This window comes from Sulfitobacter sp. SH22, from assembly GCF_965641905.1.
In the GTDB taxonomy this organism is placed as follows: domain Bacteria; phylum Pseudomonadota; class Alphaproteobacteria; order Rhodobacterales; family Rhodobacteraceae; genus Sulfitobacter.
The window spans coordinates 2,380,336-2,396,364 of the sequence record NZ_OZ282573.1 but is presented as its reverse complement, the minus strand read 5'-3'; the positions used below and the strand labels follow the sequence as shown (position 1 = coordinate 2,396,364).

The window sequence follows — 16,029 nt, the reverse complement described above, 5'->3', positions numbered from 1 at the left end:
CCGGTCTATACGCGCGACTTCACGCGGACATACAGCCTTGGAGGATGTCCGCCCTAAACATATTGGAGAATAACATGGCTGGAGAGATTCCTGATCTTGAAGCTTTCGTACGCACGGGGACAGGCAAGGGCGCCGCTCGTCAAGCACGTCGCGACGGCATGGTACCGGGTATTGTATTTGGCGGCGACGTCGATCCACTGCCGATCAACCTTGATTTCAACAAGCTGCTGACCAAGCTGCGCGCCGGTCGTTTCCGCGCTACGCTGTTCAACATGAAGGTCGAAGGCCACGACGACGTTCGCGTTATCTGCCGCGATGTTCAGCGTCACGTTGTAAAAGACTTGCCAACGCACGTCGATTTCATGCGCCTCAAGCGCACCACCAAGATCAACCTGTTCATTCAGGTTGAGGTTTCGGGCGAAGAAGATTGCCCAGGCCTGCGCAAAGGTGGCGTTCTGACGCTGGTACGTCCCGAAGTTGAACTGGTTGTGACCGCAGGCGATATTCCTGATCACATCACAGTCGACATTTCCGGTCTGCAAATCGGCGATAGCGCGACAATCGCGAACGTGGTTCTGCCAGAGGGTTCCAAGCCGGTTATCGACCGTGACTTCGTGATCGCTCAGGTGTCCGCGCCTTCCGGTCTTGCCAGCCAAGACGACGAAGACGAAGATGTTGCAGCAAACGAAGTGCCAGCAACAGAAGTCAAAGAAGACTGATAAAACCGTTCAACCTTACTCGGGTTTGGTTGAGACGAAACGGGGTCGCCATTGGCGGCCCCGTATTTCGTTTGGCCTATCTGTTTGATATGCTGGCCCAAACAAGAGGATATGGCACATGAAACTGATCGTAGGGCTTGGCAATCCAGGCGCGAAATATGCCCGAAACCGTCACAACATCGGCTTTATGGCACTGGATCGCATCGCCGAGGATCACGGCTTTTCCCCGTGGAAGGCCAAGCATCAAGGGCTGGTCAGCGAAGGCCGGTTGGGATCGGAACGCGCCGTTCTGCTGAAACCCGAAACATTCATGAACCTGTCCGGTCAATCGGTTCAGGCCGCCATGCGGTTTTACAAGATCGACGCCGCCGATGTCATCGTGCTGCACGACGAGATCGACCTTGCCCCTGCCAAGGTCAAATGCAAAACCGGCGGTGGCCATGCCGGACATAATGGCCTGCGATCCATTCACGCGCATATCGGGCCGGATTATGACCGTGTCCGGCTTGGTGTGGGCCACCCCGGTCACAAGGACGCCGTGCCCGGCTATGTCCTGCGCGATTTCGCCAAGGCCGATGAAAACTGGCTTGAGGACGTGTTGCGCGGCATCAGCGATGGGGCCCCCGAACTGGTCCGCGGGGACACGGCGAAATTCATGAACGCGGTGGCACTGCGTGTCTCTCCGCCACGGTCCGGCACAGGGACGAAAAAGCCCGCGAAACCGGATACCCAACCCCAAAAGGCAGCACCTGCCAGCACGCCCGAAACACCTGCAGAGCCGCAACCGGACGACCGGTCATCCCTGCAAAAATTAATGGACCGCTTTAAATGACGTTGAAACAAGCTTTCGAAGATCAGGCGGGCCATTGTGTCGCGTTGGGCTCTCCCTTTATGGGGCAGTTGATGAATGTACTGGCGCGCGACTGGCCTGCCGACAGCGCCCTTGGCCGCAAGTTTGCCAGCGTGGCGGGCGACGTCGGCCCGATGGGGGCATCCTTGCCCTTGCGCATCGCGGGCGGGTTGCATGCCCTTGTGTTACAACGAAAATCGCCGCAACTGGCCGCAGTGTACCCGCCCAACAGCGCGTCAGATGCCGATCTGTCTGCTGCCGTGCTTGACGCTATGCAGACCCACGAAGCGTTCCTGATGGACTGGACGAACCACGCGCCACAAACAAACGAAGTGCGCCGGTCTGCCGCCCTGATCGCGGGGGCGCGTGTCGCAGCACAGCGCTTCAACATGCCGTTCCACCTGTCAGAACTGGGCGCAAGTGGCGGCCTGAACCTGATGTGGGATCACTACGCGCTCGAGATCGAGGGCCACCATTTCGGGCCCAACATGTCAACGATCCTGCTGTCGCCCGAATGGATCGGTGCCATGCCGCCGTCGGTGCAACCGCGCATCGAAAAACGGCGCGGCGTGGATTTGAACCCGCTGGACCCGACGCGCCCTGATCATCTGATGCGGCTTATGGCGTATCTTTGGGCCGACCAGCCCGAACGGTTGAGCCTGACACGGTCTGCCGCGTCGGTGATGGATGTGAAAGTTCAACAAGGGGATGCCATTGATTGGCTGGCAAAGCATTTGCCCGAACAGCCCCAAGGGTGCCTGCACCTGATCCAGCATACGGTCGCCTGGCAGTATTTCCCCGCCGATGCGCAGGCCCGTGGCAAAGCATTGATCGAGGCCGCTGGCAAACGCGCTACTCCCAACCGGCCCTTGGCGTGGCTGTCGATGGAAAACGATGGTGAAAGCAACAAAGGGGCCGCTCTGACTTTGCGCATGTGGCCGGGCGATATCACCCTGAACCTCGGGCGGGCCGATTTCCATGGCCGCTGGATCGACTGGCAGTACAAAGGCTGACCCCATCTGGGGCTGGCAAGCTGTTGGCCGCTGTGATTGGATGCCTTGAAATAGGGGGACTGAACATGCGGACATTCGGTAAGTGGCTCGGGCGGATTTTGCTGGCCTTTGTGCTGGCGGCGCTGGTCGTCGGGGTCTGGAAACGAGACGAGATCGCACGCCTGATGGCTGTGAATTCGCTGTTCGCGCAAGACAAGATTGTCTTTAACTTCAGCCATATGGATCAGGCTTTCCTGTCCACGCCTGTACCGCGCGGCGACGGCCCCACGACCGAATTTTCCTATGGGCCCGAATTCACCCCGATGCCGCAGGTCGATGATTGGATCGCCGAGCGGGACGTAACAGCGCTGGTTGTCCTCAAAGACGGCGAAATCGTTTACGAAAACTACTTTTTGGGCACCGAACCCGATGACCGTCGGATCAGCTGGTCTGTCGCCAAAAGCTATCTGTCTGCCTTGGTCGGTGTCCTGCTGGACGAGGGAAAGATCGCATCGCTGGACGATCAGGTGACCCAATACGCACCCGACCTGATGGGCACTGCCTACGAGGGGGCTACGATCCGCAATGTGTTGAACATGGCCAGCGGCGTCACCTTTGACGAGGATTACCTCGACAAGAATTCCGACATCAACCGTATGGGGCGCGTTATCGCGCTTGGCGGGAAGTTGGACGAATTCACCGCCGCGCTTAAGGACAGTTTTGCCCGGCCGGGGGATCAGTGGCAGTATGTGTCGATTGATACCCATGTGATCGGCATGGTGATCCGGGGCGCAACGGGCCGCACCATCCCCGACCTGCTGAGCGAGAAAATCATCACCCCGATGGGGCTGGAATTTGAACCCTATTATCTGACCGACGGCTCTGGCGAGGCCTTTGTGCTGGGCGGGCTGAACCTGACCACCCGCGACTTTGCCCGAATGGGGCAAATGTTTTTGCAAGACGGGATGTATAACGGCACCCAGATCATACCTGCCGAATGGGTTGCGGCATCCACCGCGCCCACGGCCCCCACCCAAGCCGATGCCATCGGCTATGGCTATCAGTGGTGGGTCCCCAAAGGGGCCGCCAAAGGCGAGTTTATGGCGCGCGGCGTCTATGGGCAGTATATCTATATCAACCAGACGGATGGCGTTGTGATCGCCACCAATGCTGCCGACCGCAAGTTTCGCAACGACGGCGTGTCGGAGCAAAACGTCGAAATCTTTCGCCTGATCAGCGCGACTTTGGGGGGCAAGTGATGACACCTGATGACAGCATCAATGTTCTGGGCACCGCCCTTGTGATCTGCGGCACCGATCCTGTGACCGGATTTTTCCGCGACGGGATGTGCAACACCTGTGACGCAGATCAGGGCAGCCATACAGTCTGCGCCGTAATGACCGCTGAATTTCTGGCCTTTTCCAAATATGTCGGCAACGACCTGAGCACGTCACGGCCCGAATTCGGCTTTGTCGGATTGGAACCGGGCGATCCGTGGTGCCTGTGCGCCGCGCGTTTTCTGCAAGCCGCCGAAGAGGGCTGCGGCCCGCTGGTCCACCTTGAGGCAACCCATAAACGCGCGCTTGAGATCGTGCCGATGGACGTGCTGAAGGATCATGCGGTCGTAACTGGCCAAGGCTATGCATCGTGATCCGTGCTTTGATCGCTGCTTACCTTTGTTTGACGGCATTGCCTGCCGCTGCGCAGGATGTCTTGCGCCCTCAGGAAATGCGCCGCCTTGACCGGTTCGAGCAGACGGCAGGAGAAGCCCTGCTGCAGGCCTTTCAAACCGGTGCGCCAAGTGACATCGCCGCCTTGACGGTTGCGCTTTCGGGCACCCCGTTGGTGGCATTTGACGAAGGGCTGGGGGGCGACTGGACCTGCCGCACCGTGAAGCTGGGCGGGATATCCGGGCTAATCGTTTATACCCCGTTCAAATGCCGCCTTACGTTTCAGGGCAACGGATACACGTTCGAGAAACTGAGCGGATCACAACGCACCAGCGGTTTTTTGTCCTTGCGTGACGGACGGGCTGTCTATGTCGGTGTGGGGTATGTCGCGGGCAGCATTCCGCCAGCTTACGCAGATTTGGCCGCCGATTTCGAAGGGGACGGGGAAATTCAGCCCGACATCGCCGTGTTCGAACGGGTCAGCAACCAACGGGCAAGGCTGATGTTTCCCGCACCCGTCGTCGAAAGCGATTTCGATATACTGGAGTTGACGCGTTAGGTGACCGTCAGGCGTCAGGTGGCTAGGATGCAGGCGACCCGCATCCTAGCGTTTGTCGTTTAGGCAAAGGCACCCATTTCAAATTTCAGCGCCTTGGCGACTGTAAAGATGTCTTTGTCGCCACGCCCGCACATGTTCATGCAGATGATGTGGTCTTTCGGCAGGTCTGGCGCGATCTTCATGACATGTGCCAAGGCGTGCGAGGGCTCCAGCGCGGGGATGATCCCCTCAAGCTTGCAGCTGAGCTGGAAGGCTTCGAGAGCTTCGACATCGGTGATCGACACATATTTTGCGCGGCCGATATCATGCAGCCACGAATGTTCAGGCCCGATGCCGGGGTAATCAAGGCCGGCCGAGATCGAGAACCCTTCGAGGATCTGCCCGTCGTCATCTTGCAACAGATAGGTCCTGTTGCCATGCAAGACACCCGGACGCCCGCCGGTTAGCGACGCGCAATGCTCCATCTTTTCATTCACGCCTTTGCCGCCGGCTTCGACGCCGATGATGTTGACCTGCTTATCGTCCAGGAAAGGATAGAACAGACCCATCGCGTTGGACCCGCCGCCAATGGCCGCGATCAAGGTGTCGGGCAGGCGGTCTTCGGCCTCCATCATCTGTTCGCGGACTTCCTTGCCGATGATGCTTTGGAAATCGCGCACCATGGCGGGGTAGGGGTGCGGACCCGCGACCGTGCCGATGCAATAGAACGTATCGCGGACATTGGTCACCCAGTCGCGCAGGGCGTCGTTCATCGCATCTTTCAATGTGCCCCGGCCAGAGGTGACGGGGATCACTTCGGCCCCAAGCAACCGCATGCGGAACACGTTGGGTGCCTGACGTTCAACATCATGCGCGCCCATATAGACCACACATTGCAAACCGAACTTGGCACAAACCGTTGCCGTTGCCACGCCGTGCTGGCCGGCACCGGTTTCAGCGATGATCCGTTTTTTACCCATGCGGCGGGCAAGAATGATCTGGCCCAAGACGTTGTTGATCTTATGCGCACCGGTGTGGTTCAGCTCGTCGCGCTTCATGTACACCTTGGCACCGCCCAGATGGTCGGTCAGACGCTCGGCGAAATACAAGGGGCTGGGACGGCCAACATAGTGCTTCCACAGGAAATTCATTTCGGCCCAGAAACTGTCGTCGGTCTTGGCCTTTTCATATTGCTCTTCCAGCTCGAGAATCAGAGGCATCAGGGTTTCTGAAACGAACCGCCCACCGAAATCGCCGAACCGGCCGTTTTCGTCGGGTCCGGTCATGAAAGAGTTGAAAAGATCATTGGACATGAGGTGCTCCTTGCGCTTGGCATAGCCATAGCGCCCCAGCTAAGGCAGGTAAAGACAAGGACGCGGCGACGATTTGACACTTATGGTTAACGCCCACCGCGTCAGACGGAAAATTCGAATTTTCCGGTCCGGAATTTTTGAAAAATTCCGCCGCGCCCTCACTCGAATATCTTGAACAATTTACGTTTCAGTTCGTCTTCCACGCGGTCTTTCAAGGCGTCTTCGACTGATTGCCCGTCTTCACGCGCCACCCCCAGCTTTTCCTGCAATTTATTTTCCAGTTTTTGCTGGGCTTTTTCTTTCTCGGCGGCAAAGTTCAAATCGATTGCGGCCTGCAAATCGGGTTTGATCTGCGGGGAGGCCCAAGGCCCGAAAATCCGCACCGGCACCGCAAACCCCCGATCACCGTTCACCCGCAACGCTTTTGGGGTGACGGTGTAATCGACCGTTTGCGCGCCAATGCCCACTTTGCCCACGCCCGTTGCGGTAAAGTTGGGCAAGAGCATCAGCAGATCACTGTTGGCAAGCACGCCCTGATCCATCGTGAAAGTCGCGCCAAGGGAATCAAATACGGTAGTCCCGCCTTTGACATCGAAATTGCCCATCAAGGCATCCAGATCGATCCCGTCGATGCTGCCGCGCCCGACATTGAGAGCGCCATCCCCCTTGAGGGACCGCATGATGGCGTCAATGGATTGCCCGACCCCCAAAAAGCTCAGATCCGCATCGCCGGTCCCTTTGAACCGCGACAGGCCCGCCGTTTGCACCAGCAAGGGCTGCATCTGGATGCCGCGTGCTGCCAGTTTGCCGCCGACAGACAGGCCGCTGCGGTTGTTCACCACGAACTCACCGCTGACGATGCCACCATAGGCGTTGATTTCGCGCAGTTCGGCCACCATCCGCGCGTTGTCATTGCGCAGCAAGACCCGCGTGGCACCCAAGGTCAAAGTCCCCAGTTCCACGCCCTCGGCCCGCAGGGCGATTTCGCCGTTGAAACCTGCCAGAGCGGCGGCATCAATCCGCGACGTGGACCAGCCCGCCTGCGCCGCCGCCGTTGTGCCAGCGCTTGCCGCGCTTTCGCTGCTGCCTGCAAATCCGGCCAGATTCAGCAAGCCGGTGGTTAGTTGCGCGTTGATGTTGGGTGTGCCGTTCAATGTGATATCGGCAGCACCGCGCAGGGTGTTCCCGCCCAGATCAGCCGTCATTTCGCGCAGGGCAAGGCGGCGGTCAGGGGTCAGGGTCAGTTGCAGCTTTACATCGGCGCTGCGGCCCAAACCTTGGGGCAGCTCAACTGTGCCTGCGCCAAGGGAGGCCAGAAACCGTCCGGTGTCCGGCGTCTTGAACACCAGATCGCCCGCGACCGCACCATTCAGCCCGGCCCGTCCCGCAAGGGTAAAGCCGCCGCCTTTGGTGTCCAGTCGCGCCGTGATTGGGCGCACGTCACCGTTCAGAAATTGGTCGAACCGCGAGATATTGGCCTGAACCGACACGCGGTCGCCCGCTGGCCGCAGCGCCGCGTTGATCACCGCGTCGCCTGCACGCTCGGGCCAATCGAGGGACAGATCAACGCCTTCGTATCTGACCAGATCGGACCCTTCGGCATCGTAAATCAAGGTGGCGTCGGTGATGTTCAGCCGCTGGATGGTCAAGGGGCGCGGTGTGCTTGCGGGTGCGGTCGGTGCCGTTTCAATTTGTGCATCGCTGCCGCCATCGCTGAACTGCCAGCTTGCGCGCCCGTCCTTGCGGTGCTCCAGCCGGATCGTCGGGCTTTGGGCTTCGATGTTGGTGATCTTGATTTCGCCGCGGATGAACGCCAGCGCATCGACGCCAATTGCCGCGTTTGCGGCGGACAACATCGCGCCATCCTTGGCCCATGACGCATTCCCGACCTCAAGCCCACCGGCGCTGACCCCAAGGATGGGCCAAAAGGTGATGCCGACATCGCCGGTGATTTTGACGTCACGCCCCGTCAGATTGCGCAGTTGATCCGCCGCAATCCGCGCGATCCGGTCTGCGGGCAGCAGAAACAAGGACCCGATTGCAACGGCTATGATCAGCAGCAGCACCCCGAAAATTCTGATAATCCATTTCATTGCCCGTCTCCTTGCCCGTTACGGGGTCTTTCCCAGACCCTTTGCATGGCTTATAGCGCATTTCATGAGCACAAACCCACCCAATCTACGCCCTGATCTTGCCCCCAAAGCAAAAATCAGCAACCCGTCCCGCCCCGGCCAGCCAACCATTGGCATGGTATCGCTTGGCTGCCCCAAGGCTTTGGTCGATTCCGAACGGATTTTGACCCGTCTGCGCGCCGAAGGCTATGGCGTGTCGCCAGATTATGCCGGTGCCGACGCGGTGATCGTGAACACCTGCGGCTTCCTTGATTCTGCCAAGGCCGAGAGCCTCGAGGCGATTGGCGAGGCGCTCAAGGAAAATGGCCGCGTGATTGTGACGGGGTGTCTGGGTGCCGAACCCGATTACATCCGCGAACACCATCCGCGCATTCTGGCCGTCACCGGCCCGCATCAATACGAACAGGTGCTGGATGCCGTGCACGCCGCCGTGCCGCCGTCGCCAGACCCTTTCATTGACCTGCTGCCCGCCCAAGCCGTCAGCCTGACGCCGCGCCACTACAGCTATCTGAAAATCTCCGAAGGCTGTAACCACAAGTGCAAGTTCTGCATTATCCCCGACATGCGCGGCCGCCTGCAATCGCGCCCCGCCCATGCGATCATGCGCGAGGCTGAAAAGCTGGTGCAAAGCGGCGTGAAAGAACTGTTGGTGATCTCGCAGGATACCTCGGCTTACGGGGTTGATATCAAACATGCCGAAGATCGCGGCCACCGCGCCCATATCACCGATCTGGCGCGTGATCTGGGCTCGCTTGGCGCGTGGGTGCGGCTGCACTACGTCTATCCCTATCCGCATGTGCGCAACCTGATCCCGCTGATGGCCGAAGGGCTGGTGCTGCCCTATCTGGATATCCCCTTCCAGCACGCGCATCCTGATGTTCTAAAACGGATGGCGCGCCCTGCTGCGGCTGCCAAAACGCTCGACGAAATCGCCGCCTGGCGCGACACCTGTCCCGATATCACCCTGCGGTCGACCTTTATCGTGGGCTATCCCGGCGAGACGGAGGCCGAATTCCAGACCCTGCTGGATTGGCTGGACGAGGCGCAGTTGGACCGCGTGGGGTGTTTCCAATATGAAAACGTCGATGGTGCGCGGTCAAATGCGTTGCCGGATCACGTGGCCGATGAGGTCAAACAAGACCGCTGGAACCGGTTTATGGAGAAAGCGCAGGCGATTTCCGAGGCCAAGCTGGAGGCCAAGGTCGGTCGCCGCATGGATGTGATCATCGACGAGATCGACGGCGATGCTGCAACCTGCCGTACCAAGGCCGACGCGCCCGAGATCGACGGGAACCTGTTCATCGACGAAGGCTTTGAGGGGTTGTCGGTGGGCGACATCGTCACGGTCGAGGTCGAGGAAGCGGGCGAGTATGATCTATGGGGGCGGGTTGTTTGAGGGGGCAGCACGCTCTCTGAAACAATGCCGCGATTTGCCGGACAAGACCCCGATGTATCGGGCAAGCCGCCGCCGGCTTTCAGTGCTGCCCGTCAGGCATTCAGCCCGATCACGATGATGCCGATTGTCATGAGAACGGCAGCGCCTAAACGGCGTTTCCAATTGCCCTCTTTCAGGATGATGAAGCCGATAAGCGTTGCGAAAATAACGGATGTTTCACGCAGCGCTGAAACGGCCCCCAAAGGCGCAAAGTTTTTGGCGTAAAGCACCAGACCATAGGCGGTGATCGAAACCATGCCGCCTGCAATGCCCACAAGCCAGACCTTCATCGGCAGCCGGGCCAGCGTGTCGCGTTTGCGCCATCCGATAAAGCCCGCAATGAACAGATGCAAAAATGCGCCCCACGCCCAATAGCTCAGGGTGTTGCCTGAAATCCGGACGCCGACACCGTCAACGAGCGAATAGACCGAGATAAAGAACCCCGTCCCCAGTGAAAAAAGCAGGGCCGTCTTGCCAATGCCTGACCGCAGAGCGACCCAATTGCTGAGGATAATTCCGGCGGCGATCAGCCCGATCCCGGCCAAAACGGCCCAGGACAGGACTTCGCCCAGCAAAAGATATGCCCAAAGCGACACAAGCACCGGCACGATCCCGCGTGCAATCGGGTAGACGACGCTTAGATCGCCATGTTGGTAGGCACGCCCCAGCAGGTAGAAATATCCGAAATGCACGATCGTAGACATCGCGATATAGGGCGCGCTTTGCAGATTTGGCAGGGGCAGCAAAAGCACCATCACCAGCCCCGGAATGACGTGCCCTAGTGCCACAAGGCCAAGGGTGGTTGTCCGGTCGACGGCTGTCTTTACGATGGCATTCCAGACCGCATGAAGTATGGCCGCCGACAGGATGATTGCAATAATAAAGGGCGACATCTGGGTCTTTCGGGGCTGGGCGCAGGAGGGGGCGGGCCGTGATCGGTTCCGTTTGACGAACATTTACAGAAAATACCGACTTGGCAAGCCGCGCATGCCGCAGCCGATCTGCCCGAACCCATTGTCAAAGAAACACTCTTTCCACCGGCACGCTTTTTAAGCCTAATGGGGCAACCGGATCAAAAGGGAGTGGCGTCATGGGCAGCACCAAAAACGTTCTGTTTATCGTTATCGACCAATTGCGCGCCGATTGTGTGTTTGGCCCGATGGCAGACCATATCGACATCCCCAACCTGCGCGCGCTGATGGCGGATGCGGTGACCTTTCAGCGCCATTTTTCGGTCGTGTCGCCCTGTGGGCCTTCGCGGGCCTCTTTGTTGACGGGGCAATATGCGATGAACCACCGGTCGGTGCGCAATGGCACGCCGCTGCGCCACGACGTGCCCAATGTCGCAACCGAAATGCGAAAATCGGGCTATGTTCCGATGCTGTTCGGGTACACGGATACCTCGCAAGACCCGCGCGTATTTCCCGCCAATGATCCGGCGATGCACAGCTATGAATACCCGATGAACGGGTTTCAGGAAGCCGTCGAAATGCGGTTTGAAATGTCGTACCCGTGGCGGTCGCATTTGATGGCGCAGGGTTATGAATTCGACACCTATCAAGACGTGTTTCGGCCTGTTTCGCCGACGGGCGGGGTGCCGAGGATCAATGATCCGGCGCTTTATTCCCATGCCGACAGTGACACTGCGTTTCTGACCGACCGGTTTCTTGCGACCATGCCCGCCTATCACGATCAGGACTGGTTCGCGCATCTGACCTATATCCGGCCCCATCCGCCGCTCGTGGCTCCTGCACCCTATAACGACATGTACGACGCTGGCAGTATCCCTTTGCCCATACGTCACGCCGATCCTGCAACCGAAATCGCGCAGCACCCGTTCTTTGACCCGACGATTGCGCAGAAAACACCGGCGGGGAATGTCGTGGGCTTTCCCGATCTGGACCCTTCCGACGAAAACATCCAAACCTTGCGCGCGATTTATTTCGGGCTGATCACCGAAGTGGATGCGCATATCGGGCGGGTGGTGCAGTTTCTGAAAGACAGCGGCCAATATGAAGACACCTTGCTGATCGTCACCGCAGATCACGGTGAAATGTTGGGCGACCGTCATTGCTGGAGCAAATTCACCCCGCATGACGCGGCCTTTCATACGCCCTTGATCATCCGCCAGCCGGGCAATGCGGATCGTGCCGGTACTGTCGTGACAACCCCGGTCGAGACGATAGACATCACGCCCACGATCCTCGATTGGGTGGGCCAAGATATTCCCAATTCCATGGATGGCAGATCGCTGTTGCCGTTGTTGGCGGGAAAGACACCCGCCGATTGGCGGCGCTATTCGTTTTCGGAACTCGACTTTTCAGAACCCGAAACCCCAACCCTGTGGGAGCAATCCTTGGGGACGGGGCCAAGTGATTCATCTTTGTCGATCCTGCGCGAAGACCGTTTTACCCTTGTTACGTTCGCGGCCGATCTGCCGCCGATCCTCTATGACCATCACGGCGACGGAGAGGCCGAGAACGTCGCACATAAACCCGAATTCGCGGCGGAACTGTACCGGATGACCCGGTTGATGTTGCAGCACTGGATGAAGAACATGGACCACACATTGTCACTGGCCACGATCACAGACGCAGGGCCGCGCGTTCAAAAACGGTATAAAACGAGTGATTTAGAAAACGGCTGACGGTTGGGTGAACCCCATGCGCCAAAGGCGGCATCGGGGGAAAGCAACCTGCTTTCGGGGTGGGGGGAATGGGCCGGACATGCCGGTTTTTGGGCTGAAAATAGACGATTTTTGCGCGGTTAAACGGTCTCTTGCGCCAATCGACAGCACTTTGGCCTGAATGGAAATTGTTGACAGGTGCCATAGAATAGCCGCTACTCTGGGTATCTGCTGGGAATTTTTCATGCCAAAAACATTGTGCGCGCCCTTAGATGTGGCATCGACCAATGCAAATCCAAGACAATTAACGACTGCCGTGAAGCGCCACGGCCAAATCGTTTGGCATGGGCTCCTGTCCGTCCAAACGCTTCGTTTTATATCGTTTATGCCTAATGCCAGGGCATTTCTTTCAAATCCAAAGATAATCTTACACCGATGCACAAAAACGGGGTGCGTTGCCGAAGGACCGTGTCACACCGTTTTTACATCCAACCCATAAAACCAACATAATGCGGCAAACGCATTGCAGGCGCAAAAGGGCACAAAGCCCAGCGGTCCGGAAAAGGATACGCACATCACGACCAACAAGGAGAGACGAATGAAGAAGGTACTTTTATCCAGCGCGGCGATGACGCTTATGGCGGGTGCTGCGATGGCGGCCTGTCCGGCTGTCACCGTTTCCGATCCGATGGGCGTCGCCGCTGGCGCATTTCCGCAGCAATATGAACTGGCCGAATTTCAAGGCCTGGCCGATTGCACCCTCGAGATGTCCGAGAACCCGGATATCGCCGCCCTGAACGGCCGCATTCGCGGCAACCCCGAAATGCCCGCACTGGCCGACCGTTTGCCGTCCGAGCCTTTGGTCGTCGCCCCCTATGACATGATCGGCAGCTATGGCGGGACGTTCAATGCCCTGTCCAACGCGACCGAGGCGGGCACATCCGACTTTATGTCGGTGCGCCACGTCAATCTGGTGCGCTATGCCGATGACCTGACCACCATCGTGCCCAACGTCGCAAAAAGCTGGTCATGGAATGACGACTATACCCAGCTGACATTTGTCCTGCGCGCAGGCCATAAATGGTCCGACGGCCAGCCCTTTGGTGCCGAGGATGTCGCGTTCTGGTACGAGAACCTTGCGCTTGATCCCAAGGTGATCGAAAGCCCCAAGGATTACGTTCTTGCCGGTGGCGAGCCGATGAAGGTCGAGGTCATTGACCCGCTGACGGTGCGTTTCACCATGCCATCGCCCAAGCCCGGGTTTCTGGCCCATTTCGCCAACCACTATGCCCAAGGCTTTCAGCCCAAGCATTTCCTTGGCCAGTATCACCCGGCCATCAACCCCGACGCCGATACATTGGCACAATCGCTTGGGTTTGAAGGCGGCTATGACCTGATCAAAGCCTATTACGGCAGCTCTGACTGGATGGACACGCCAACACCGATGCTGGCACATCCCGACAAGGTCGCAAACCTGCCGCTGGATGCAGCACCGACATTGGAAAGCCACATCGTGATTTCCGAGACGACCGAGGGCCGTCAATTCGTGGCGAACCCCTATTACTACATGGTCGATACAGCCGGCCATCAACTGCCCTATATCAACGAAATGGACGAAATCTTTGTCGGCGAAAGCGAAGTGCGTCTGCTCAAGCTAGTGAACGGCGAAGTGGATTATAAAGCGCAGGCTTTGCAAATCGACTACGTCCCGCTGTTGATGGAAAACCAAGAGAAAGCCGGCTTTACCGTCGATCTGAAACCCGACATCACCATGCCGACTTTTGCGTTCAACGTGACGTCTGAAGATCTGGAAAAACGCAAGGTGTTCGGCGATCTGAAGTTCCGTCAGGCCATGTCTGTGGCAATGAACCGCGACGAAATCAACGAAGTCGCGATGTTCGGTCTGGGTACGCCGCAGCAATATGTCGGCTTTTCGCCCACGCCCGGCTTTGTCACACCGGAATGGGAACAGCATTACGCGCAGTTCGATCCTGAAATGGCAAAATCGCTGCTGGATGAAATCGGCGTTGTCGATGTTGACGGCGACGGTATGCGCGAATTGCCAAATGGCGATCCTTTGATCCTGAACCTGCAAGTCGCAACGCAAGGGATATCGATCAAGATTGTTGAACTTGTCGGCCAAAGCTGGAGCGATGTGGGGGTCAACAACACGGTCAAGGAAGTGACATCGGATGAATACCGGTCCTCGCAATCGTCCAACCAGCTGGATGTGACGCTTTGGGAGAAATCGGTACCTTTGGCCGTTGTCTTGGGGAACGCGGAAATCTTTATTCCGCCCTATGACAACTATTTCAACATGCGCACGGCGATGCTGTGGGGCGAATATGTTGACTCAAATGGCGCATCCGGTGTTGAGCCGCCCGCCTATGCCAAGCAGATGATGGAAGACGTCAAAGCGTTTCAGGCAACGCCCGTTGGCACCCCTGAATCGGATGCCTTGGGTCTGAAACTGGTCGAGGCAATGACCGGCAACCTGCTCTTCATCGGTACGGTGAAAGAGCAAAAGCCGATCTACCACTCCAATGCGCTCAAGAACTTCCCCGAGTTCAAGACAGCGTCCTATGCCTATTACCGGACCTACCCTTACCGTCCGTCGCAGTGGTTCTTTGACGAGTAATCATCGCTTGTTGAAATGAACCGGGTTGCGGGCCAGCGTTGTTGGCCCGCAACCTTTATAACAGCGAACCCAAATGGGTCGTCATCTGCTGCGGGGCAAAAACATTCATGGTGCAATTTTTAAGGTTTGCGTTCATCCGCTTGGTGCTTGCGTTTATCACGCTGTGCCTTGTGTCCTTTATCGTTTTTTCCCTGATGGAAATGGTCCCGGGCGATTGTGCAGAACGCTATCTGGCGTTCAAAAACAGCCAGGGCGCGCAGATTTCGATCGCTGACATCGAGGCAGAGCGCGTGCGCCTTGGTCTGGACCGCCCCTTTCTGGAACGTTGGACCGGCTGGATATTCAACGCTTTCCAAGGCGAATTTGGCGACAGTTGCATCTTGCGCCTGAACATCAATCAACTCTTGGGTCAGAAGGTCTGGTTGAGCATCGGCATCTGCCTTGGCTCCCTTTTGCTGGCCTATATCATCGCGATCCCTGTTGGGATCATCGCCGCCACATCGCGCAACCCGTTTCTAAACAACGGGCTGCGTCTGGTCAGCTATCTGGGTCTGGCATTGCCGAACTTCTTGCTGGCGCTGATGATCATGTTGTTTTCAACGGTGATGTTCGGCGACAGTTTGACGGGGCTGTTTTCACCCCAGTACCGCGATGCACCGTGGGACGCCGCCAAGGTCAGGGATTTCCTGAGCCACGTCTGGCTGCCGGTCTTTATCCTTGGCTGGTCGGCCACGGCATTCGCGATCCAGACGGTGCGCGCGCTGATGTCGGACGAGATCAGCAAGCTTTATGTCACCGCCGCTGCGGCGCGCGGGGTGTCGGGCCGCCGCTTGTTGCTGCGCTACCCCGCACGCCACGCGCTAAGCCCGATCATCAATTCGCTGGGGTTCGACTTGAACCGCATCTTTAACGAACTGCCCATCGTGGCCCTGATCCTGACCCTGACCGAGGCGGGGTCGCTGCTGATCGAGGCATTGGCGCGATCGAACGATCAACAGCTTGCAGGCGCGATCATCTTTTTCCTGACGGGCAGCATCGTGGCCATCAACTTTATCACGGACATCGTGTTGGCCTTGGTCGATCCGCGCATCCGCCGCAGCATATTGGGGTAATGAA

At 58.1% G+C, this 16,029-nt stretch carries 13 protein-coding genes; 10 read left to right on the top strand and 3 right to left on the bottom strand.

What is annotated here, in order from left to right:
* Nucleotides 1–74 precede the first annotated feature (74 nt).
* The 6 genes from ACSQ13_RS13820 to ACSQ13_RS13795 all read left to right on the top strand — a co-directional run bounded on the left by ACSQ13_RS13820 (nt 75) and on the right by ACSQ13_RS13795 (nt 4,790).
* The gene (locus tag ACSQ13_RS13820; RefSeq protein WP_176248127.1) at nt 75–719 is read left to right on the top strand and encodes a 50S ribosomal protein L25/general stress protein Ctc; all 645 of its coding nucleotides are present in this window, start codon (nt 75–77) and stop codon (nt 717–719) included.
* A gap of 118 nt (nt 720–837) precedes the next feature.
* Nucleotides 838–1,551 (top strand): aminoacyl-tRNA hydrolase, encoded by a 714-nt coding sequence (gene pth, locus ACSQ13_RS13815; RefSeq protein WP_176248128.1) that lies wholly within the window; start codon nt 838–840, stop codon nt 1,549–1,551.
* On the top strand, nt 1,548–2,582 hold the full coding sequence (locus ACSQ13_RS13810; protein ID WP_295510743.1) for a DUF2332 domain-containing protein: 1,035 nt from the start codon (nt 1,548–1,550) through the stop codon (nt 2,580–2,582). Before pth ends, ACSQ13_RS13810 begins: the two co-directional genes overlap by 4 nt.
* A 65-nt stretch (nt 2,583–2,647) precedes the next feature.
* Nucleotides 2,648–3,820 carry a serine hydrolase domain-containing protein gene (locus ACSQ13_RS13805; protein WP_295510741.1) on the top strand — a complete coding sequence of 391 codons (1,173 nt, stop codon included), beginning with the start codon at nt 2,648–2,650 and terminating at the stop codon, nt 3,818–3,820.
* Nucleotides 3,820–4,212, top strand: a complete 393-nt coding sequence (locus ACSQ13_RS13800; protein ID WP_176248131.1) for a DUF2237 family protein — start codon at nt 3,820–3,822, stop codon at nt 4,210–4,212. The genes ACSQ13_RS13805 and ACSQ13_RS13800 overlap by 1 nt, the downstream gene beginning before the upstream one ends.
* The gene (locus tag ACSQ13_RS13795; protein WP_255200052.1) at nt 4,209–4,790 is read left to right on the top strand and encodes a DUF4893 domain-containing protein; all 582 of its coding nucleotides are present in this window, start codon (nt 4,209–4,211) and stop codon (nt 4,788–4,790) included. The genes ACSQ13_RS13800 and ACSQ13_RS13795 overlap by 4 nt, the downstream gene beginning before the upstream one ends.
* A gap of 59 nt (nt 4,791–4,849) precedes the next feature.
* Here the strand turns inward: ACSQ13_RS13795 and trpB are convergent, their stop codons facing one another.
* Both trpB and ACSQ13_RS13785 read right to left on the bottom strand, forming a co-directional pair.
* Nucleotides 4,850–6,082: a tryptophan synthase subunit beta gene (trpB, locus tag ACSQ13_RS13790; RefSeq protein ID WP_176248132.1), complete on the bottom strand. Its 1,233-nt coding sequence runs from the start codon at nt 6,080–6,082 to the stop codon at nt 4,850–4,852.
* 158 nt (nt 6,083–6,240) lie between these two features.
* Nucleotides 6,241–8,175 (bottom strand): AsmA family protein, encoded by a 1,935-nt coding sequence (locus ACSQ13_RS13785; protein WP_295510736.1) that lies wholly within the window; start codon nt 8,173–8,175, stop codon nt 6,241–6,243.
* Nucleotides 8,176–8,239: 64 nt separating this feature from the next.
* On the opposite strand from ACSQ13_RS13785, the gene rimO reads away from it, so the two are divergent.
* Nucleotides 8,240–9,610, top strand: a complete 1,371-nt coding sequence (gene rimO / locus ACSQ13_RS13780) for a 30S ribosomal protein S12 methylthiotransferase RimO (protein ID WP_176248134.1) — start codon at nt 8,240–8,242, stop codon at nt 9,608–9,610.
* 92 nt (nt 9,611–9,702) lie between these two features.
* Here rimO and ACSQ13_RS13775 read toward each other — a convergent pair whose 3' ends face one another.
* The gene (locus ACSQ13_RS13775) at nt 9,703–10,542 is read right to left on the bottom strand and encodes a DMT family transporter (RefSeq protein ID WP_295511530.1); all 840 of its coding nucleotides are present in this window, start codon (nt 10,540–10,542) and stop codon (nt 9,703–9,705) included.
* A gap of 197 nt (nt 10,543–10,739) precedes the next feature.
* On the opposite strand from ACSQ13_RS13775, the gene ACSQ13_RS13770 reads away from it, so the two are divergent.
* The 3 genes from ACSQ13_RS13770 (at nt 10,740) to ACSQ13_RS13760 (ending at nt 16,025) form a co-directional block, all read left to right on the top strand.
* Nucleotides 10,740–12,296, top strand: coding sequence for a sulfatase-like hydrolase/transferase (locus tag ACSQ13_RS13770; RefSeq protein ID WP_295511528.1), 1,557 nt, complete (start codon nt 10,740–10,742; stop codon nt 12,294–12,296).
* A gap of 577 nt (nt 12,297–12,873) precedes the next feature.
* The gene (locus ACSQ13_RS13765; RefSeq protein WP_295511527.1) at nt 12,874–14,913 is read left to right on the top strand and encodes an ABC transporter substrate-binding protein; all 2,040 of its coding nucleotides are present in this window, start codon (nt 12,874–12,876) and stop codon (nt 14,911–14,913) included.
* A 107-nt stretch (nt 14,914–15,020) separates the two neighbouring features.
* On the top strand, nt 15,021–16,025 hold the full coding sequence (locus tag ACSQ13_RS13760; protein ID WP_176248138.1) for an ABC transporter permease: 1,005 nt from the start codon (nt 15,021–15,023) through the stop codon (nt 16,023–16,025).
* Nucleotides 16,026–16,029 lie beyond the last annotated feature (4 nt).

Bases quoted from the DNA above. Each gene is read 5' to 3' on its own strand.
- ACSQ13_RS13820 (WP_176248127.1), top strand. From the start codon at position 75: ATGGCTGGAGAGATTCCTGATCTTGAAGCTTTCGTACGCACGGGGACA.
- pth (WP_176248128.1), top strand. From the start codon at position 838: ATGAAACTGATCGTAGGGCTTGGCAATCCAGGCGCGAAATATGCCCGA.
- ACSQ13_RS13810 (WP_295510743.1), top strand. From the start codon at position 1,548: ATGACGTTGAAACAAGCTTTCGAAGATCAGGCGGGCCATTGTGTCGCG.
- ACSQ13_RS13805 (WP_295510741.1), top strand. From the start codon at position 2,648: ATGCGGACATTCGGTAAGTGGCTCGGGCGGATTTTGCTGGCCTTTGTG.
- ACSQ13_RS13800 (WP_176248131.1), top strand. From the start codon at position 3,820: ATGACACCTGATGACAGCATCAATGTTCTGGGCACCGCCCTTGTGATC.
- trpB (WP_176248132.1), bottom strand. From the start codon at position 6,082: ATGTCCAATGATCTTTTCAACTCTTTCATGACCGGACCCGACGAAAAC.
- ACSQ13_RS13785 (WP_295510736.1), bottom strand. From the start codon at position 8,175: ATGAAATGGATTATCAGAATTTTCGGGGTGCTGCTGCTGATCATAGCC.
- rimO (WP_176248134.1), top strand. From the start codon at position 8,240: ATGAGCACAAACCCACCCAATCTACGCCCTGATCTTGCCCCCAAAGCA.
- ACSQ13_RS13775 (WP_295511530.1), bottom strand. From the start codon at position 10,542: ATGTCGCCCTTTATTATTGCAATCATCCTGTCGGCGGCCATACTTCAT.
- ACSQ13_RS13770 (WP_295511528.1), top strand. From the start codon at position 10,740: ATGGGCAGCACCAAAAACGTTCTGTTTATCGTTATCGACCAATTGCGC.
- ACSQ13_RS13765 (WP_295511527.1), top strand. From the start codon at position 12,874: ATGAAGAAGGTACTTTTATCCAGCGCGGCGATGACGCTTATGGCGGGT.
- ACSQ13_RS13760 (WP_176248138.1), top strand. From the start codon at position 15,021: ATGGTGCAATTTTTAAGGTTTGCGTTCATCCGCTTGGTGCTTGCGTTT.